The following is a 20076-nucleotide window of genomic DNA, read 5'->3' on the forward strand; positions in this document are numbered from 1 at the left end:
GTTTCACGTGAAACGGCTGCGCCCCCGTCCTCAAGGACACGCCTCATCTCTGGGGCCCGCTCGCTGCGAAGCGAAGGGGCCGTACCCCAGCGGGTACGGCCCCTTCATTCAGCTGTGCAAGCCGAACTCAGCGATGCAGCGATCAGGCCGCAACGACCTCGATGTTGACCTTGGCGGCAACCTCGGGGTGCAGACGCACGGACGTCTCGTGGGCGCCCAGGGTCTTGATCGGCGAACCGAGCTCGATGCGGCGCTTGTCGACCTCGGGGCCACCGGAAGCCTTGATCGCCGAGGCGATGTCAGCCGGAGTGACGGAACCGAAGAGACGACCGGCGTCGCCGGAGCGAACGGCCAGACGAACCTTGACGGCCTCGAGTTGGCCCTTGATCTGGTTGGCCTGCTCGATGGTCTGGATCTCGTGGATCTTGCGAGCACGACGGATCTGCTCGACGTCCTTCTCGCCACCCTTGGTCCAGCGGATAGCGAACTTCCGCGGGATCAGGTAGTTGCGAGCGTAACCGTCCTTGACGTCGACGACGTCGCCCGCGGCACCGAGGCCGGAGACCTCGTGGGTGAGGATGATCTTCATGTGTCGGTCACCCTTCCCTTATCGCGCGGTGGAGGTGTAGGGCAGCAGCGCCATCTCACGGCTGTTCTTCACGGCCGTGGCGACGTCACGCTGGTGCTGCGTGCAGTTGCCGGTCACGCGGCGGGCACGGATCTTGCCGCGGTCGGAAATGAACTTCCGCAGCATGTTCGTGTCCTTGTAGTCCACGTACGTGACCTTGTCCTTGCAGAAAGCGCAGACCTTCTTCTTCGGCTTGCGCACAGGCGGCTTCGCCATGGTGATTCTCCTGTGTGATCAAGAAGTTTGGGTACGACCCGCCCTCGACCCGAAGGTCTAGAAGGGGGGCTCGTCCGAGTAGCCGCCGCCACCGCCGGCACCGCCGCCGGAGTTTCCACCCCAGCCTCCGCCGCCGCCCTGCTGGCCACCGGCGGGAGCGCCGGTCGCCCACGGGTCGTCGGCGGGAGCGCCGCCGCCCTGCTGGCCGCCGCCGGAGTTTCCACCCCAGCTGCCGCCACCCTGGCCGCCACCGCCGCCGTAACCACCCTGGCCACCACGGGCGCCACCGGAGGTCTTGGTGACCTTCGCCGTGGCGTTCCGCAGGCTGGCGCCGACTTCCTCGACGTCCAGCTCGTAGACCGTGCGCTTGACGCCCTCACGGTCCTCGTAGGACCGCTGCTTCAGCCGGCCCTGCACGATGACGCGCATGCCTCGCTGCAGCGACTCGGCGACGTTCTCCGCCGCCTGACGCCAGACCGAGCAGGTCAGGAACAGGCTCTCGCCGTCCTTCCACTCGTTCGTCTGACGGTCGAAGGTGCGGGGGGTGGACGCGACACGGAACTTCGCGACCGCCGCACCGGAAGGGGTGAAGCGCAGCTCGGGGTCGTCGACAAGATTGCCGACGACCGTGATGACGGTCTCGCCTGCCATGGGGGAACCTCTCGGCGGGTTTGCTGCTGGCTGCTTGGTGCTGCTACTCGAATCCCGAGATCAGCTGAGCGGGGAGCTCAGTGGGTCTCGGGGCGGAGGACCTTGGTCCGGAGGACCGACTCGTTCAGGTTCATCTGGCGGTCGAGCTCCTTGACGACCGCAGGCTCGGCCTGCAGGTCGATGACCGAGTAGATGCCCTCGGGCTTCTTCTTGATCTCGTACGAGAGACGACGACGGCCCCAGGTGTCGACCTTCTCGACCTTGCCGTTGCCCTCACGGACGACGGAGAGGAAGTTCTCGATCAGGGGGGCGACAGCGCGCTCCTCCAGATCGGGGTCGAGGATGACCATCACCTCGTAGTGACGCATGTGGAACCCACCTCCTTTGGACTCAGCGGCCACGGTCGTTCCGTGGCAGGAGGGTTGTGATGCGTACGCAACGGTATCGGCCGCCACTGACAATCGGGGTTACCTCGCGGTTCCCGAGCTGGCCCGGGCAGACACCGGTGCAGACGGTACACACTACCCGCACACCGGCGTCCGGTTGAAATCCGGCCGCCGTCGCCCACAATCTGTACACATCGGGTGTGTATGGCGCTACGATGCGCCGCTTTCCGCAGGAGGTGCCCTATGGCACAGGTATTGCGACCCAACACCGTCGGAGGCCTCTTCGCCACGGACGGAAAGCCCCATCCCCTCCAGGACACCCTGCTTGCGGTGACCCTGGTGTTGGGCATCACGTCCTTCGTCACGGCCCAGTTCCACGACCTGCACCTGCTCAGCTCCTGGACCGGTCTGGTGGGCATCCTCACCGGTGCCTACGGCCAGTGGATCTCGGTGACGACCCGTGAGCGGTTCGGTCTGATCCTGGGCCTCGGTGCCTCCGGAGTCGGCTTCTTCCTCGGCATGGCGCACGGCGGGCTCTTCGGCGGCTTCTGACGCCGGGGACAGCGCCCTCCTCGCACCGGCCGCGGAGATCGTCCTCCGAACACCGGTAGAACACTGCATAGAACACCCTCGCACGCCCCGGCGGCCCTCCAGGCCAGGGTGAAGCTGCCGTACGCCCATTCGGGGCGCTCCCGAGGCGCAGTAGGCTTCCGCGAGAGCCGGAGCCCCTGTACCCATGGGGACACACCAGCCCGAGGAGCGCCCCGAATGAGCCTGACCCTGAGGACGATCAGTCGCGAGCAGCATCTGGCATACATCCAGAGCCTGCCGGCGGCGAGCCACATGCAGGTCCCGGCCTGGGCAGACGTCAAGGCGGAGTGGCGCTCGGAGAGCCTCGGGTGGTTCGACAAGAGCGGTGAGCTGGTCGGCGCGGGCCTCGTCCTCTACCGGCAGCTGCCCAAGATCAAGCGCTATCTCGCCTATCTTCCCGAGGGTCCGGTCATCAACTGGTTCGCGCCGAATCTGACCGACTGGCTGGAACCGATGCTCGCGCACCTGAAGAACCAGGGTGCCTTCTCCGTGAAGATGGGCCCGCCGGTGATCATCCGGCGCTGGGAGGCGGGCTCCATCAAGCAGGGCATCCAGAACCCGGACGTGAAGCGGCTGCGCGACATCGAGGCGGACTTCATCGAGCCGCGCGCCTTCGAGGTGGCCGACAAGCTGCGTCGTATGGGCTGGCAGCAGGGCGAGGACGGCGGGGCCGGCTTCGGCGACGTACAGCCGCGCTATGTCTACCAGGTGCCGCTGGCCAACCGGTCCCTGGAAGAGGTCCACAAGAACTTCAACCAGCTGTGGCGACGCAACATCAAGAAGGCCGAGAAGGCCGGCGTCGAGGTCGTCCAGGGCGGCTACCAGGACCTCGAGGAGTGGCAGCGGCTGTACGAGATCACTGCCGTGCGTGACCACTTCCGGCCACGCCCGCTGTCGTACTTCCAGCGCATGTGGACGGCCCTCAACACCGAGGACCCCAACCGCATGCGGCTGTACTTCGCCCGCCACAACGGTGTGAACCTCTCGGCGGCGACGATGCTGATCGTGGGCGGCCACGTCTGGTATTCCTACGGCGCCTCCGACAACATCGGCCGTGAGGTCCGGCCCTCGAACGCGATGCAGTGGCGCATGCTGCGCGACGCCTACGCCCTCGGCGCCACCGTCTACGACCTGCGCGGCATCTCTGACTCGCTGGACGAAACCGACCACCTCTTCGGCCTGATCCAGTTCAAGGTGGGCACGGGCGGGCAGGCCGCCGAGTACCTCGGGGAATGGGACTTCCCGCTCAACAAGCTGCTCCACAAGGCGCTCGACATCTACATGTCGCGTCGCTGACCTCGCGTTCTCTGCTTCGATACCGTCAACAGCTGCACCGTCGATAGCTTCCATATCTCTGATACACCGCAGCCACGAGAAAGGTTCCAGGTCCGGCCATGGCGCTCACGCTCTACGTCGACACCGCGCGCTGGCGGGCGCACCACAAGCACGTGCAGGAGCAGTTCCCGGGCCTCGTACCGGTCTGCAAGGGCAACGGCTACGGGTTCGGGCACGAGCGGCTCGCGGAGGAGGCCACGCGGCTGGGCTCGGACATACTCGCCGTCGGCACGACGTACGAGGCCGCACGCATCAAGGACTACTTCGGCGGCGACCTGCTGGTGCTGACGCCGTACCGGCGCGGTGAGGAGCCGGTGCCGCTGCCCGACCGGGTCATCCGCTCCGTCTCGTCGGTGGACGGCGTGTACGGCCTCGTGGGCGCCCGTGTGGTCATCGAGGTGATGTCCTCGATGAAGCGACACGGCATCAGCGAACAGGACCTGCCGCAGCTGCACTCCGCCATCGAGAACGTCCGGCTGGAGGGCTTCGCCATCCACCTGCCGCTGGACCGCACCGACGGCTCCGACGCCGTCGAGGAGGTCATCGGCTGGATGGACCGGCTGCGCGCGGCCCGGCTGCCGCTGCACACGATGTTCGTCAGTCACCTCAAGGCCGAGGAACTCGCCCGTCTGCAGCAGCAGTTCCCGCAGACTCGCTTCCGCGCGCGCATCGGCACCCGGCTGTGGCTGGGGGACCACGATGCCACCGAGTACCGCGGCGCGGTCCTGGACGTCACTCGGGTCTCCAAGGGGGACCGCTTCGGCTACCGGCAGCAGAAGGCGGCTTCTGACGGCTTCCTGGTGGTCGTGGCGGGCGGTACGTCGCACGGGGTGGGCCTGGAGGCCCCGAAGGCCCTGCACGGCGTCATGCCGCGCGCCAAGGGCGTCGCCCGTGCGGGCCTCGCCACGGTCAACCGGAACCTTTCTCCCTTCGTGTGGGGCGGCAAGCAGCGCTGGTTCGCGGAGCCGCCGCACATGCAGGTCTCGATCCTGTTCGTCCCCTCGGACGCCCCCGAGCCGAAGGTCGGCGACGAGCTGGTCGCCCATCTGCGGCACACCACCACGCAGTTCGACCGCATCGTCGACCGCTGAGCGACAGCCGCTCGGCAACACGGCACCAACGAAAAGGCCGTACACGGAACTCTCCGTGTACGGCCTTCTGCGTGCCCTTGCCACACCCGTTCGCTCAGAGCGAACTGTTGGCCGATCCCTGGCTGCCCCACTCGACCTGAGGCCCCTCGAAGTGGGCCGCGTGCCGCGGTGGATGCGTGGCGGCGCCGAGCACGAACGCGTCCTCCGCCCTGTCGAGGACACCGCCCGAGGGGTCGTCCTCGCCGGCCCTGCGCACCGGATCACGGTCCGGCATGAGGATGTCCCGTACGACGACGGCGCACAGGTACAGCGTCCCCAGCAGGTGCACACCGATGGCCCAGTGGTAGCCGTCGGGCGGCAGTCCCTTGTGGGCGTCCCCGCTGGTCGTGTACGCGAGGTACATCCAGATGCCCAGGAAGTACGCCACCTCGCACGCCTGCCAGATGAGGAAGTCCCGCCACCGCGGCCGGGCCAGCACGGCCAGCGGCACCAGCCACAGGACGTACTGCGGCGAGTAGACCTTGTTGGTGAGGATGAACGCCGCAACGATCAGGAAGGCCAGCTGGGCGAAGCGCGGGCGCCGGGGCGCGGTGAGTGTGAGCGCGGCGATGCCGGCACAGCACAGCAGCATCAGCAGCGTGGCGAGCGTGTTGACGGTCTCGGTGCTCAGCGGGTCGGTGGAGTTCTGGGCCAGGATCAGCCAGAACGAGCCGAAGTCGACGCCTCGCTCCTGACTGAACCGGTAGAACTGCGACCACCCGTCCCAGGCGAGGAGCATCACCGGAAGGTTCACGACCAGCCAGGCGAGGACGGTGCCGCCCAGCGCCTTGCCGAAGTCCCGCCACTTGCCGGCACGCCAGCACAGGACGAACAACGGGCCCAGCAGGAAGACGGGATACAGCTTCGCGGCCGTGGCGAGCCCCAACAGGATGCCGAAGGCGACAGAGCGGCCACGGGACCACATCAGCATCGCCGCGGCCGTCAGGGCGACGGCCAGCAGGTCCCAGTTGATGGTGGCCGTCAGCGCGAAGGCGGGCGCCAGAGCGACCAGCAGACCGTCCCAGGGCCGCCGGGCGTGTGTACGGGTCACACAGACGGCGATGACGGCCGCACAGGCCATCAGCATCCCGGCGTTGACCATCCAGTACCACTGCTCCTGGTCCTGGATGGTGCCGCTGCCCGGCGTGAGCCAGGAGGCGACCTCCATGAACACACCAGTGAGCACCGGGTACTCGAGGTACTCCATGTCACCGGAGAGCTTGTCGAAGTACGGCACCAGACCGTCGGCGAAGCCTCGGCCCTGGTAGAGATGCGGAATGTCCGAGTAGCAGGCATGTGTGTACTGCGAGCTGGCACCGAAGAACCAGGCGCCGTCATAGCAGGGCGCCTTCTGGACCAGACCGAGCGCGAACATGCCGATCGCGACGAGCGCGACGATCCGCACGGGAGTCCACCAGGACGTCCCGAGCAGGGCACGCCGTCCGATGGGGCCACCGATCAGCTCGCTCCCGCGCGCGGCGACCTCGTCCTCCTCGGTCGGCCGCACCGGATCCGGCTCGTGCACGCTCGTGGGCGTCGTCTCTGCACTGGGCATGGGGCACATCCTGCCGTACGTGTCTGAGAACGGTGCGAGGACGACTGGGGTGTGCCGGTCGAGTGTTTCACGTGAAACCGACGTTTCACGTGAAACAGCGGCAAAGGCCGGTGGCCGGCACCCATCGTGGGTACCGGCCACCGGCCTTCTCGCGTCACATCAGCCCGCCGGTCAGCCGGACGGTCCACCGAAGATGCCTCCGTTGCCGTTGGCATTGCCTCCGGAGTTATCCGTCTCCGTTACGGTCGGCGTCGGCGACGAGGTCGCGCCCCCGTCCGAGCCACCGTTCTGCCCACCGTTGCTGGTGTTGCATTGCCAGTCGAACTCACTGCATGTCTCGGTCGCTGTCGGCGACGGCGACGTCTGCGACTCAGAGGGCGACGGCGTCGGCGACGGGCTTTCCTCCTCGGTCTCCGTCGGCGAAGGCGCCACGGTCGGAGTCGGTGTCTCCTCGATGATCTCGCCGATGGGCTCCGCCTCAGGGAAAGCCTCGTAGTCGATGCCCTTCATGGCCTCGGCCATGTAGTCCTTCCAGACCTGCGCCGGAATGTCACCACCGTGGATGGAGGGCACGCCGCCGGTGCCGTTCATGGAGAGCAGCTTGCCCTTGCTCGGGTCCGTCCGGAACAGCGTGACGGCCGTGGACAGCTCCCGGGTGTAGCCGACGAACCACGCCGACTTGTTCTCGTCGGTCGTACCGGTCTTGCCGGCCACCGGGAACCCGATGTCCGCGACCTTCTTACCGGTGCCGTTCTTGACCACGTTCTCCAGGACGTCCGTCACATTGTTTGCGACGTTCTCGTCCATGGCGATCTGCTTCTTCGGGGCTTCGAACCCGTCGAGCTCCTCGCCGTCCTTGAGCACCTTGGTGACCGAGTACGGCTCGAAGTGCTCGCCCGAGGCGGCGAAGGTGCCGTACGCGTCAGCCATGCGGATGGCGCTGGGCGTCGACGTACCGAGCGAGAAGGAGACGTTCCTGATGTTGGCCTTGTCGAAGAAGCTGGACGAGATGCCCATCTTCTCCGCCATCTCCTGGGTCTTGGACAGACCGACGTCGATACCCAGCTGTGCGAACGGACTGTTGATCGACTGCTCCATGGCCTTTCTGAGCGTCACCTCGCCCCAGGCCGTGGTGCCCTCGTTCTTCTGCCGGAAGGGCCTTCCTTTATCCATGATCGGGTCGCCGTTCTGGTCCTTGATCTCCAGAAGGTCGTTGCCGTTGTACTTGGTCAGCGGCGAGAGCGGTTCTCCATCGGTCTTGTAGGTCCCGTACTCCATCGCGGAGGCCAGCACGATGGGCTTCCAGGTCGATCCGACCGGCACACCTAGCGTGTTGGCGTTGTTGGAGTAGTGCCCCTTGTCGTAGCCCTCGCCGCCGTACAGCGCGACGATCGCTCCGGACTTGGGGTCGACCGACGCGCCACCGAACTGGACGTACTTGTCCTTCTCTCGCTTCTTGGGCTCTAGGAAGCTCTTCCGCGTCTTCTCAACGGCCGCCGCCAGCTGGTTGACCTTGTCCTTGTCGAAGGTCGTGTAGATCCGGTAGCCGCCCTTCTCCAGGTCCTCGGGCGACAGGCCCGCCTTCTTGGCGACGTACTCCTTGGCGATGTCGATGAGGTAGCCGGACTGACCGGACAGGTTCGAGTTCTGCTTCTTGAACTTGGGGAAGTCAACGACCTTGGCACGCTCCGCCGGCGAGAGACGCCCCACCTCGACCATGCGGCCCAGGATCCACGACCAGCGTTCCTTGGCACGCTTGGTGTTCTGCTCGGCCGAGGCGCCCGCTCCCACGCCCCCGTCGGGGTTGTAGAAGTTCGGGCCCTTCAGCACGGACGCGAGGAAGGCACACTGCGAGGTGGTGAGGTTCTTGGCGTCCACACCGAAGTACGCCTGAGCCGCCGCCTGGATGCCGTAGGAGTTACGGCCGTAGTAGGCGGTGTTGAGGTAGCCCGCGAGGATGTCGTCCTTGGACATCTTCTGGCCCACCTTGATGGAGATGAACAGCTCCTTGAACTTACGGGAGATCGTCTGGTCCTGGCTCAGATAGGTGTTTTTGACGAACTGCTGGGTGATGGTCGAACCACCCTGCGTCTCGCCGCCCTTCGCCATGTTGAGGACAGCCCGGGCGATACCGGCGGGGTCGATGCCCTTGTCCTTGTAGAAGGACGCGTTCTCGGCGGCGACCACCGCGTTCTTCATGTCCTTCGGGATCTCGGCGTTGCTCACGAGCTGGCGGTTCGTCTGACCGCCGGTCGACGCCATCTGCTTGTTGTTGGACCAGTAGAAGACGTTGTTCTGCGCCATGGCCGTGTCCTGGGCCTTGGGGATGCCCACCATGGCGTACCCGATACCGGCCGCGGCGACCAGGCCACCCATGAAGGCGAGAAAGGCCCCGGTGACGAGCCTCCACGACGGCACCCAGCGCGCCATGCCGTACTTGCCCGCGCGCGGATAGTCGATGAACCGCTTCTCGGCCGGCGGGACCGGACGTCCTCTGCCTCGCCCCGGACCGTTCGGTCCGCCGGGAGCCGCGCGGCGGCCACCTCTGCCCGGTTCGGCCGCTCTGCGGCGGCCACCGCCGTTCCTCTGGGCCGCGCGGCGTGCTTCCGCGCGGCCGCTGTACGGACGTTCCTCGCTTCCCGAACCGGTGGAACCCGACCCGTAAGAGTCGGAGGGAGATCCGGTGGCGCCTCGCGGTGCCGCTCGTCGGCCTGAGGACGAGGCGGCCTGACCGCGTCGGGCCGCGGCACGTCCGCCTCCCTGCGGCTGCGGCGGTTTGCGACGGTGCTCGCTCATCGAACGACTACTCCTCGGACAGGCGCACCCCTGCGCGCCTGGCAACGACGGCGGTTTTCCGGTCCCCCCGGAGTACGGATGTGGTCGGTTCCTCATTCACCCGTACTGCACCAAGGATGACGACGCCCTCAGGTGTCACTCGGTTCCCGGTGCTGTGCATGGCGCACAGACTACGCACCGCCAAAGCCCCCCTAGCCCCGAACTTCACCCCAAATCAGGCAACTCGCTCCACATGAATCGTTGATGTGATCCCGTTCACCGTTCCCCCACTTGTCGCATCCGGAAGGTCGTTCTATCGTCGTGATGTATCGAGTCGATACATCAGCGCGACATACGACGAGGAGGCGAGGGGATGAGCCGACGTTCCGGGATCCTTGAGTTCGCCGTACTCGGACTGCTGCGCGAGTCCCCGATGCACGGCTACGAGCTGCGCAAACGACTCAATACGTCACTGGGCGTGTTCCGTGCGTTCAGCTACGGCACGCTTTACCCCTGCCTCAAGACGCTGGTCGCCAACGGCTGGTTGATCGAGGAACCGGGGAGCACCGCCGAGGACGCGCTCGCCGCACCGCTCGCGGGCCGTCGCGCCAAGATCGTCTACCGCTTGACGGCGGAAGGTAAGGAGCACTTCGAGGAGCTGCTCTCCCAGACCGGGCCCGACGCGTACGAGGACGAGCACTTCGCTGCCCGATTTGCTTTCTTCGGACGCACACCACAGGACGTGCGCATGCGCGTGCTGGAGGGCCGGCGCAGTCGTCTGGAGGAGCGCCTGGAGAAGATGCGTGCCTCCTTGGCACGCACCCGGGAGCGCCTCGACGACTACACACTTGAGCTCCAGCGCCACGGGATGGAGTCCGTGGAGCGCGAAGTGCGCTGGCTGAACGAGCTCATCGAGAGCGAGCGGGCCGGACGGGATCTCAAGGGTCCCGCCTCCGGGGGGCCCGACTCGCGGGACACCACATCTGGAGCGCCGGGCGTCCTGCCCCGGCCGGGGGAAGACCCTCGGCCGGATACGCCCGGCGAGACCGCCACGTGAGGTCCACTCAGGACCTCACTCGTACACACAGGGAGCAACCGGAATGGGTTCGGTTCGCGTAGCCGTCGTCGGCGTGGGCAACTGCGCTGCGTCGCTGGTTCAGGGAGTCGAGTACTACAAGGACGCCGATCCGGCGTCGAGGGTCCCCGGCCTGATGCATGTGCAGTTCGGCGAGTACCACGTCCGTGACGTCGAGTTCGTCGCGGCCTTCGATGTCGACGCGAAGAAGGTCGGCCTCGACCTGGCGGACGCCATCGGTGCCAGCGAGAACAACACCATCAAGATCTGCGACGTGCCGCGCACCGGCGTGACCGTCCAGCGCGGCCACACCCTCGACGGCCTCGGTAAGTACTACCGCGAGACCATCGAGGAGTCCGCCGAGGCCCCGGTCGACATCGTCCAGGTCCTCAAGGACAAGCAGGTCGACGTCCTCGTCTGCTACCTGCCGGTGGGCTCCGAGGACGCCGCGAAGTTCTACGCCCAGTGCGCCATCGACGCCAAGGTCGCCTTCGTCAACGCGCTGCCGGTCTTCATCGCCGGAACGAAGGAATGGGCGGACAAGTTCACCGAGGCGGGCGTCCCGATCGTCGGTGACGACATCAAGTCCCAGGTCGGCGCCACCATCACGCACCGCGTCATGGCGAAGCTGTTCGAAGACCGCGGCGTCATCCTGGACCGCACGATGCAGCTGAACGTCGGCGGCAACATGGACTTCAAGAACATGCTCGAGCGTGACCGCCTCGAGTCCAAGAAGATCTCCAAGACGCAGGCCGTCACCTCGCAGATCCCCGACCGGGAGCTCGGCGAGAAGAACGTCCACATCGGCCCCTCCGACTACGTGGCCTGGCTCGACGACCGCAAGTGGGCGTACGTCCGCCTCGAGGGCCGCGCCTTCGGTGACGTCCCACTAAACCTGGAGTACAAGCTCGAGGTCTGGGACTCCCCGAACTCCGCCGGCGTCATCATCGATGCCCTGCGCGCCGCGAAGATCGCCAAGGACCGCGGCATCGGCGGCCCGATCCTGTCGGCCTCCAGCTACTTCATGAAGTCCCCGCCGGTCCAGTACTTCGACGACCAGGCCCGCGAGAACGTCGAGAAGTTCATCAAGGGTGAGGTCGAGCGCTGAGCACCACAGCGCCGCACTAGAACGCTCCTGCCAGAGCTACCGAAGGTCCCCGGGTTGTACCGCCCGGGGACCTTCCCGTATGTGAGGCTGTGCCCCATGTCCGTCGTACGCGACCTGCGGGTCCTGCTGCGCCTGCGGAACTTCCGGCGCCTGCTCGTCGTACGTCTGCTCTCGCAGGGCGCCGACGGCGTCTACCAGACCGCGCTCGCCACGTACGTCGTCTTCTCCCCGGAGAAACAGACCTCGGCCGCCGCCATCGCCTCCGCAATGGCGGTGCTGCTCCTGCCGTACTCCCTCGTGGGCCCCTTCTCCGGCGTCCTGCTGGACCGCTGGCGCCGCCGCCAGGTCCTTCTCTACGGCAGCCTGCTGCGCACCGTGTTGGCCTCCGCCACCGCCGCCCTGATCGTCACCCAGGTCCCGGACTGGCTCTTCTACGTCTCCGCCCTGTGCGTCACCGCCGTCAACCGCTTCGTCCTGTCCGGCCTGTCCGCCGCGCTGCCGCGCGTGGTCGACGAGGAACGGCTCGTGATCGCCAACTCCCTTTCCCCGACCGCGGGAACGCTCGCCGCGACCGCCGGTGCCGGACTGGCCTTCGTCGTACGGCTGGTCGTCTGGGACTCCGACGCCGCCGTGGTGCTCCTGGGAGCCGCCCTGTACCTGTGCGCGGGGCTGGCGTCGCTGCGCATGGCACCGGAACTGCTGGGCCCCGATCGCGAGTTGGTGCAGCCACGCCTCGCGGCGGCACTCTCCGGCACCGCCCGCGACCTGACGGCAGGGGTGCGCCATCTCTCCACTCCGCCACGCCGCGAGGCGGCCTGGGCGCTGTTCTCGATGACCCTGATGCGCTTCTGCTACGGCGCCCTGCTGGTCATGGTGCTGATGCTGTGCCGGTACGCCTTCTCCTCCGACCCCGATGACGGACTCGCCCTGCTGGGGCTGGCGTTGGGCATCTCCGGCGCCGGCTTCTTCGCTGCGGCCGTGGTGACCCCGTGGGCCGCGGCGCGGCTCGGGCCCGGCCGCTGGATCGCCGTGTGCGCGGGGGTCGCCGCCGTCCTGGTGTTCGCCCTCGGTCTCCCCTTCGCCACAACTCCCATGCTGGTAGCGGCATTCGTCCTGGGCCTGACGACGCAGGGCGCGAAGATCGCGACGGACACGATCGTGCAGTCCTCGGTCGACGACGGCTTCCGCGGCCGGACCTTCTCCGTCTACGACGTGCTGTTCAACGTCGCCTTCGTCGGAGCCGCCGGAGTGGCCGCCCTGATACTGCCGCCGGACGGCCGTTCGGCGCCTCTTGTGGTCACAGTCGCCGTTATCTACGCGGCAGTTGCTGTGGCTATGGCCCGCTTTGAGGCTCGGTCTGTGTCACATCCCTGACACAGGGGCACTCCCGGCTACAGAGTTGTCAGTGGGGGCCGGTAGCTTACGTCCGTCTTACATCGCGCATTGTTCGCGATCAGCACCCATGTTCTAGGGGGACCATCCAGTGACGACTCCGCCGTCCCAGGGCAATCCATTCGCCCAAGGCCAGAACCCGTACACCCAGGGGCAGCCCCAGGGGCCGGCTCCGTACCCGCAGCAGCCGGGCCAGCCGGGCTTTCCCCCGCAGGGCGGGGCGCCCTACGCGCCGGTTCCTCCGGAGCAGCCGCGCCGCAAGGTCAGCTTCAAGACGGTCAAGAACGTCATCGTCGGCGTGGCGGTCGTGACTGCGGTCATCTTCGGCTACATAGCCAGCCTGGATGACGCGGACCAGGCGAAGGTGGGCGACTGCCTGAAGTCCGCTTCGTCGTCGGGCTCGGACGACCGCATGGAGGTCGTGGAGTGCTCCTCCTCCGAGGCCGAGGCCAAGGTGCTCAAGAAGATTGACGGCACCTACACCTCGTTCACCGCCGAGAGCGAATGCCGCAAGGTCAGCGAGGCCACCAGCTTCTACGCCCAGACCGGTGACGGCGACAACTTCCTGCTGTGCCTGTCGGAGGTCTGATCTGACCGCTCCGCGCACCGAGGAGCTGTGACGATGCTTGAGGGGCTGTGTTTCACGTGAAACACAGCCCCTCAGCACGTAACCGCGCTCTTCATGGAGAGGGCAGGCGATTCATGGAGAGGGCGGGCGATGTTTCACGTGAAACATCGCCCGCCCTCTCTGACCCTCAGCTCTGCTCGGCCCACCACTCCTTGAGCGCGGCCACCGCCTCATCGTGCTGCATCGGCCCGTTCTCCAGTCGAAGCTCCAGCATGTGCTTGTATGCGCGACCGATGACTGGGCCGGGCCCGACGCCCAGGATCTCCATGATCTGGTTTCCGTCGAGGTCGGGGCGGATGGCGTCGAGCTCCTCCTGCTCCTGGAGCTGTGCGATCCGCTCCTCCAGGCCGTCGTAGGCACGGGACAGTGCCGCCGCCTTGCGCTTGTTCCGCGTCGTGCAGTCCGAGCGGGTCAGCTTGTGGAGTCGATCGAGGAGCGGGCCGGCGTCACGGACGTAGCGGCGGACGGCCGAGTCCGTCCACTCACCCATGCCGTAGCCGTGGAAGCGCAGATGGAGCTCGACCAGACGTGAGACGTCCTTCACCAGCTCGTTGGAGTACTTCAGCGCCGTCATACGCTTCTTGGTCATCTTCGCGCCGACCACCTCGTGGTGGTGGAACGAGACCCGGCCGTCCTTCTCGAAGCGACGCGTGCGCGGCTTGCCGATGTCGTGCAGCAGCGCGGCCAGCCGGAGGGTGAGGTCGGGACCGTTCTCCTCCAGCGCCATCGCCTGCTCCAGGACGATCAGCGAGTGCTCGTAGACGTCCTTGTGCCGGTGGTGCTCGTCGCTCTCCAGCCGCAGTGCCGGCAGCTCGGGCAGCACATGGCCGGCGAGCCCGGTGTCGACCAGCAGCGTCAGGCCCGTGCGCGGGTGGGCGGACAGGATCAACTTGTTCAGCTCGTCCCGAACCCGCTCCGCCGAGACGATCTCGATCCGCTCGGCCATCTCCTTCATGGCCGTCACCACCTCGGGCGCCACCTCGAAGTCGAGCTGTGCCGCGAAACGCGCCGCCCGCATCATCCGCAGCGGGTCGTCCGAGAAGGACGCCTCCGGCGTACCCGGAGTCCTCAGCACACGCGTCGCGAGATCCTCCAGCCCGCCATGCGGGTCGATGAACTCCTTCTCCGGCAGCGCGACGGCCATCGCGTTGACCGTGAAGTCGCGCCGGACGAGGTCTTCCTCGATCGAGTCGCCGTACGACACCTCGGGCTTGCGCGAAGTTCGGTCGTACGCCTCCGAGCGGTAAGTCGTCACCTCGATCTGGTAGCCGTCCTTCTGGACGCCGACCGTACCGAAGGCGATCCCGACCTCCCAGACCGCGTCCGCCCACGGGCGCACGATCCTCAGCACGTCCTCGGGACGGGCGTCGGTCGTGAAGTCCAGGTCATTGCCGAGCCGGCCCAGCAGCGCGTCCCGGACCGACCCGCCGACCAGGGCGAGTGAGAACCCGGCCTCCTGGAAACGGCGGGCGAGGTCGTCGGCGACAGGTGCGACCCGCAGCAGCTCGCTCACCGCGCGTTGCTGCACCTGACTCAGGACACTGGACTTGTCTTCGTTGGCGTTCGGCACAACAGAAGAGGGTACGTGGCCCTGGCCGCGCCGGGCGTCTCCATTAAACGTGCACACCGCGTGCACGGACACCGCTATCCATACGGGCACAAGGACTGCTCTTGAGGCGCAGGGAAACGCTCCGCTTTATACCTGCACATACAGGACAGGCTGACGGTGTGGACCGATCTTGTGGGGCACTCCGCGGCACTTCCCCTCAGCGCGCATCGTTACCATGCGTGGACGCACATTCCGACGACCACTGACGACGACGAGGGACGGGCGAGCGCGTGGCCGAGGCGGCAGACTTCCAGGGGATGAGTCCCTCACCTGCCCGCCGGTGGCTGCGGCGCACCGGAGCACTGATCGCCGGGGCGCCTCTGCTGGCCGGCCTGCTCCAGCTGTCCGCCGCGGCGCCCTCGCATGCCGCAGGCCAGGACTCCCTGAAGGCCGCTTCCGGCTCGGGCACGGTGGCCGTCGCTGTGGACTCGCTCACCCCCGCCGTCCCCACCGAGGGCGACACGCTGACCGTGTCCGGCACGGTGACCAACGAGGGCAAGCAGACCGTCACCGACGCGCAGGTGGACCTGCGTCTCGGCCCGGCGATGAGCACGCGCTCGGACATCGACACGGTCGCCCAGCGCACCGACCAGCAGGCGGGCCTCGACGGATCCCCGGTGGGCGGCAAGTACATCAAGGAGTTCGCCAAGCTCACGCCGGGCGTCGCCCAGCGCTTCAGCATCTCCGTGCCGGTCGACAAGCTGGACCTCGGCGGGGACGGGGTCTACCAGTTCGCCGTCTCCCTGTCCGGCGAGACGTCCGCGCAGCCCTGGGACCGGGTACTCGGTATCCAGCGGACGTTCCTGCCGTGGCAGCCGGACGAGGCCGACACGAAGACGCGGACGACGGTTCTGTGGCCGCTCATCTCCACCTCGCACATGACTGCCGAGACGGGGTCGAACGAGTCACAGACGCCGGTCTTCCATGACGACGACCTCGCCGAGGAGATCGCCCCGGGCGGCCGTCTCCAGCAGCTCGTGGCGCTGGGCAAGGATCTCGACGTCACCTGGGTGATCGACCCCGACCTGCTGGCCTCGGTCGACGCGATGACGGACAGCTACCGCGTCCAGGGCGAGGGCGACACGACCACGGCGGGCACCCACCAGGAGGTGGCCAAGCAGTGGCTGGCCGATCTCCAGGAGGCCGTGCAGGACAAGGAGATCGTCGCCCTCCCCTTCGCCGACCCCGACCTGGCCTCCCTGGCCCACAACGGCACGAACGTCACCGGCTCCCTGAACCACCTCAAGGAGGCCACCGACGTCGCCGCAGACACCGTCGACTCGATCCTCCACGTCGAGCCGACGACCGACTTCGCCTGGCCCGTGAACGGCGCCGTCGACCCCTCCATCGTCAAGGTCGCCACCTCCGCCGGCGCGGACAAGGTGATCGCCCGCAATGACAGCCTGGTGGAGACCGGCGGCCTGCCCTACACGCCCTCCGCGGCCCGCCCCATCGGGGGCGGCACCACGGCGGTGGTCGCGGACGCGCGGATGTCGACGGTGTTCCAGGGCAGCCTGACAAGGGCGTCGAGCTCGACGCTCGCCGTGCAGCGGTTCCTGGCCCAGAGCCTGGCCCTCAACCGCCAGTCGGACAAGCAGCGCAGCATCGTCGTCACCCCGCAGCGGATGCCGACGGCGAGCCAGGCCCAGGCGATGGCCGACGCGGTAGCGGCACTCGAGGGCAGCACGTGGTCCGAGTCCCAGGGACTCACGGCCGCCGCCACGGCCAAGCCCGACTCCGGCGCCATCACCAAGGTGCCGTCGTCGTCCCGGTACGCGTCCTCGCTGCGCAAGCAGGAGCTGCCGCGCGCGGCCTTCGAGCAGATCGCGACCACGCAGGACAAGCTCGACAACTTCAAGGTGATCCTCACCGACCAGTCCCGGGTGGTGACCCCCTTCGGGCGGGCCATGAACCGCGAGATGTCCACCTCGTGGCGTGGCCGCTCCGCGGAGGCGGCCGACTACCGCAACGGCGTCGAGGCGTACATCAACTCCCTGGCCGGCCAGGTCACACTGATCGACAAGTCCGAGACCAAACTCTCCGGGCGCAGCGCCACGATCCCCGTGACCGTGCAGAACAATCTGGTGCAGGGCGTCGATCACCTGGTGCTGCGGCTCACCTCGACAAGCCCGAGGCGCCTGGAGATCGGTGGCGAGAGCTATGACGAGCAGAACGTCTCGGTCTCGGGCGGACACAGCCAGACGGTGAAGTTCACCACCTCGGCTCAGGCCAACGGCCAGGCCACGGTGATCGCCCAGCTGTACACGGAGGACGGCCAGAAGTACGGTGCGCCCGTCACCTTCGATGTGAAGGTCACCGAGTTCACGGCCACCGTGATGCTGGTCATCGGCGGCGGCTTCCTGCTGCTGGTACTCGCCGGGTTCCGGATGTACACGCAGCGCAAGCGCGCGGTAGCCCGTGACGCCGGTGAGGACGGTTCCCTGGAGACGAGCGAGACCGACGGCGGCCCGGAGAACCCGGAAGGCACCGAGGACCGTCTCATTCCGGAGGAGCTTGTCGAGGAGGAGTCCCGCGCCGATACCCGGGCAGACGCCTCGGAGCAGCCGAGTGACCCGACACCGGACACCGCAGCGGAAAGCGCCGACCCGTCCGGCACGGGTGAGAGAGTGGACCGTTGAGCGATGTCGTGGCCGGTGGGCCCGGGACGATGAGGTGGGGTAACCATGAACGCGCCGTACGACGGTGACCGCGGCCAGGCCGCGGGCAGCTCGGGGCACCCCGAGGGCCCGCCGCCCGAGCCCGGCCAGGTGCCGCCGCAGCACCCCGCGGACATGTACCTCCAGGACGCCTACGCCCAGGACCCCTACCGAGGCCAGGAACTCTCCGCCCAGGACCCCGTCGCCGAGGCGCTGTACGACCGTGCCGCGCACCCGCCGCCCCCGCCGGGCACGTACGAGCCCCAGCAGCCGCTCTACGCCCAGCCGCCCCAGTCTCCGTACGCCCCCGACCCTCGCGTGTGGGCCCAGACCCCGGCGCCCGAGCCGGAGGGCCCGACCCAGTACCTGCCGTACGGCGACGACCCCCGCACGACCCAGTACGTGGGCGTCGACGACCTCGTTTCGCACTCCGCCGAGCAGCAGGAGCACGACGCCTTCGCGCACCTCTTCCGCGATCAGCAGCAGGGCGGCCATCCGCAGCACCAGCCCCCGGCAACGGTCCCGGGGCCCGCCTCGGCGCCCGCAGCGGGCCCCACACCCCCTGCGGGGCCCGAGACGGACGCGCCTGCGCCCGCCCCCGCCCCGGCGCCCGCCGCGAAGAAGGGCGGGCGGGCCGGAGGACTGCTGAAGTCGAGCGCGGTCATGGCAGCGGGCACGATGGTGTCCCGGCTCACCGGATTCGTACGGTCCATGATGATCGTCTCGGCATTGGGTCTGGGCCTACTCGGTGACTCCTTCCAGGTCGCGTACCAGCTGCCCACGATGATCTACATCCTGACCGTCGGCGGCGGTCTCAACTCCGTCTTCGTGCCGCAGCTGGTGCGCGCGATGAAGGACGACGAGGACGGCGGCGAGGCATACGCGAACCGTCTGCTGACGCTGGTGATGGTGGCGCTCGCCGCACTCACCACACTCGCGATGTTCGGCGCGCCGCTCCTGGTCCGGGCCCTGTCCACCCCGGTCGCCAACGACCCCGCCGCCAACGACGTGGCCATCACCTTCACCCGCTACTTCCTGCCCTCGATCTTCTTCATGGGCGTCCATGTGGTGATGGGACAGATCCTCAACGCCCGCGGCAAGTTCGGCGCGATGATGTGGACGCCGGTCCTGAACAACATCGTCATCATCGTGACGCTCGGGATGTTCCTCTGGGTGTACGGCACCGCGGAGCGCTCCGGCATGGCGGTCACGAACATCCCGCCGGAGGGCCAGCGGCTCCTCGGCATCGGTGTATTGCTCGGGTTGGTCGTGCAAGCCCTGGCGATGATCCCGTACCTGCGTGAGACGGGTTTCCGGCTGCGGCTGCGCTTCGACTGGAAGGGCCACGGTCTCGGCAAGGCGGCGATGCTCGCGAAGTGGACGATCCTGTTCGTCCTCGCCAACCAAGCGGGTGCCCTCGTGGTCACCCAGCTGTCCACCGCGGCCGGCATCAACTCCGATGTCGACGGAACCGGCTTCGCAGCCTACGCCAACGCCCAGTTGATCTGGGGTCTGCCGCAGGCCATCATCACCGTCTCGCTGATGGCCGCGCTGCTGCCCCGCATCTCGCGTTCCGCGGCCGAGGACGACAGCGGTGCCGTCCGGGACGACATCTCCCAGGGGCTGCGGACCACGGCCGTCGCGATCGTCCCCATCGCCTTCGGGTTCCTTGCCCTCGGCATCCCGATGTGCACGCTGATGTTCGGCTCGTCGGGCACCGGCGAGGCCACCAACATGGGCTTCATGCTGATGGCCTTCGGCCTCGGTCTCATCCCGTACTCCGTGCAGTACGTGGTGCTGCGCGCCTTCTACGCCTACGAGGACACCCGGACGCCCTTCTACAACACGGTGATCGTGGCGGCCGTCAACGCTGTCGCCTCGGCCGTCTGTTACTTCGTCATCCCGGCCCGCTGGGCAGTCGTCGGAATGGCCGCCTCGTACGGCCTGGCCTACGCGATCGGCGTCGGTGTGGCCTGGAGCCGGCTGCGCAAGAAGCTCGGCGGCGACCTCGACGGCGGCCGGGTGATGCGGACGTACGCCAGACTCGGCATCGCCTCCGTGCCCGCGGCGCTGCTGAGCGGGGCGGCCTGCTACGGCATCACCCAGGCCCTCGGCCAGGGCGTTCTCGGCTCCCTCGCCGCCCTGCTGGCCGGTGGAGCAGTGTTGCTCGGGGTCTTCTTCGTCGCGGCGCGCCGGATGCGCATCGACGAGCTGAACTCACTGGTCGGCATGGTTCGCGGGCGTCTGGGTCGCTGAGGCGGGGGTACGCGCACAACCATCGTCCGCCATCGTGTGTCGTGCATAGCGGCGGACTGTGGGCACAATTGGTTTCGGCGTCGG

At 67.6% G+C, this 20076-nt stretch carries 16 protein-coding genes; 9 read left to right on the top strand and 7 right to left on the bottom strand.

The window, feature by feature from the left end; genetic code table 11:
• Positions 1-142 precede the first annotated feature (142 nt).
• The 4 genes from rplI to rpsF form a co-directional block, all read right to left on the bottom strand.
• The gene (gene rplI, locus ACZ7NC_RS30465) at positions 143-589 is read right to left on the bottom strand and encodes a 50S ribosomal protein L9 (protein WP_059194386.1); all 447 of its coding nucleotides are present in this window, start codon (positions 587-589) and stop codon (positions 143-145) included.
• Between the two features lie 18 nt (positions 590-607).
• Complete coding sequence (gene rpsR, locus ACZ7NC_RS30470) at positions 608-844, bottom strand: 30S ribosomal protein S18 (RefSeq protein WP_003949403.1); 237 nt, start codon at positions 842-844, stop codon at positions 608-610.
• 57 nt (positions 845-901) lie between these two features.
• Positions 902-1495, bottom strand: coding sequence for a single-stranded DNA-binding protein (locus ACZ7NC_RS30475; protein WP_471492713.1), 594 nt, complete (start codon positions 1493-1495; stop codon positions 902-904).
• A gap of 77 nt (positions 1496-1572) precedes the next feature.
• Positions 1573-1863 (bottom strand): 30S ribosomal protein S6, encoded by a 291-nt coding sequence (gene rpsF, locus ACZ7NC_RS30480; RefSeq protein ID WP_005482942.1) that lies wholly within the window; start codon positions 1861-1863, stop codon positions 1573-1575.
• 261 nt (positions 1864-2124) lie between these two features.
• Here rpsF and ACZ7NC_RS30485 point away from each other — a divergent pair, with 261 nt between their 5' ends.
• The 3 genes from ACZ7NC_RS30485 to ACZ7NC_RS30495 all read left to right on the top strand — a co-directional run bounded on the left by ACZ7NC_RS30485 (position 2125) and on the right by ACZ7NC_RS30495 (position 4898).
• Positions 2125-2433 (top strand): hypothetical protein, encoded by a 309-nt coding sequence (locus ACZ7NC_RS30485; protein ID WP_471492714.1) that lies wholly within the window; start codon positions 2125-2127, stop codon positions 2431-2433.
• Between the two features lie 216 nt (positions 2434-2649).
• Complete coding sequence (femX, locus tag ACZ7NC_RS30490; RefSeq protein WP_471492715.1) at positions 2650-3768, top strand: peptidoglycan bridge formation glycyltransferase FemX; 1119 nt, start codon at positions 2650-2652, stop codon at positions 3766-3768.
• Between the two features lie 98 nt (positions 3769-3866).
• Positions 3867-4898: an alanine racemase gene (locus ACZ7NC_RS30495; RefSeq protein ID WP_471492716.1), complete on the top strand. Its 1032-nt coding sequence runs from the start codon at positions 3867-3869 to the stop codon at positions 4896-4898.
• A 94-nt stretch (positions 4899-4992) separates the two neighbouring features.
• On the opposite strand, the gene ACZ7NC_RS30500 is transcribed toward ACZ7NC_RS30495, so the two are convergent.
• Together ACZ7NC_RS30500 and ACZ7NC_RS30505 are read right to left on the bottom strand one after the other, a co-directional pair.
• The gene (locus ACZ7NC_RS30500) at positions 4993-6492 is read right to left on the bottom strand and encodes a glycosyltransferase family 87 protein (protein ID WP_471492717.1); all 1500 of its coding nucleotides are present in this window, start codon (positions 6490-6492) and stop codon (positions 4993-4995) included.
• A 171-nt stretch (positions 6493-6663) separates the two neighbouring features.
• On the bottom strand, positions 6664-9288 hold the full coding sequence (locus ACZ7NC_RS30505; protein WP_471492718.1) for a transglycosylase domain-containing protein: 2625 nt from the start codon (positions 9286-9288) through the stop codon (positions 6664-6666).
• Positions 9289-9640: 352 nt separating this feature from the next.
• Between ACZ7NC_RS30505 and ACZ7NC_RS30510 the strand changes: the two genes are divergently transcribed.
• From ACZ7NC_RS30510 to ACZ7NC_RS30525, 4 genes are all read left to right on the top strand, one after another.
• The gene (locus ACZ7NC_RS30510) at positions 9641-10324 is read left to right on the top strand and encodes a PadR family transcriptional regulator (RefSeq protein ID WP_471492719.1); all 684 of its coding nucleotides are present in this window, start codon (positions 9641-9643) and stop codon (positions 10322-10324) included.
• 43 nt (positions 10325-10367) lie between these two features.
• A complete protein-coding gene (locus ACZ7NC_RS30515; protein ID WP_471492720.1) occupies positions 10368-11450 on the top strand; it encodes an inositol-3-phosphate synthase in 1083 nt (360 codons plus the stop codon).
• A gap of 96 nt (positions 11451-11546) precedes the next feature.
• Positions 11547-12824 carry an MFS transporter gene (locus ACZ7NC_RS30520; RefSeq protein WP_471492721.1) on the top strand — a complete coding sequence of 426 codons (1278 nt, stop codon included), beginning with the start codon at positions 11547-11549 and terminating at the stop codon, positions 12822-12824.
• 109 nt (positions 12825-12933) lie between these two features.
• The gene (locus tag ACZ7NC_RS30525; RefSeq protein WP_471492722.1) at positions 12934-13431 is read left to right on the top strand and encodes a DUF3824 domain-containing protein; all 498 of its coding nucleotides are present in this window, start codon (positions 12934-12936) and stop codon (positions 13429-13431) included.
• 166 nt (positions 13432-13597) lie between these two features.
• On the opposite strand, the gene ACZ7NC_RS30530 is transcribed toward ACZ7NC_RS30525, so the two are convergent.
• Positions 13598-15040, bottom strand: coding sequence for a CCA tRNA nucleotidyltransferase (locus tag ACZ7NC_RS30530; protein WP_471492723.1), 1443 nt, complete (start codon positions 15038-15040; stop codon positions 13598-13600).
• A gap of 269 nt (positions 15041-15309) precedes the next feature.
• Between ACZ7NC_RS30530 and ACZ7NC_RS30535 the strand changes: the two genes are divergently transcribed.
• Positions 15310-17718: a DUF6049 family protein gene (locus ACZ7NC_RS30535; RefSeq protein ID WP_471492724.1), complete on the top strand. Its 2409-nt coding sequence runs from the start codon at positions 15310-15312 to the stop codon at positions 17716-17718.
• A gap of 45 nt (positions 17719-17763) precedes the next feature.
• A complete protein-coding gene (gene murJ / locus ACZ7NC_RS30540) occupies positions 17764-19992 on the top strand; it encodes a murein biosynthesis integral membrane protein MurJ (RefSeq protein WP_471492725.1) in 2229 nt (742 codons plus the stop codon).
• The last annotated feature ends 84 nt before the right edge of the window (positions 19993-20076 follow it).

This window comes from Streptomyces sp. NPDC111802, from assembly GCF_055634335.1.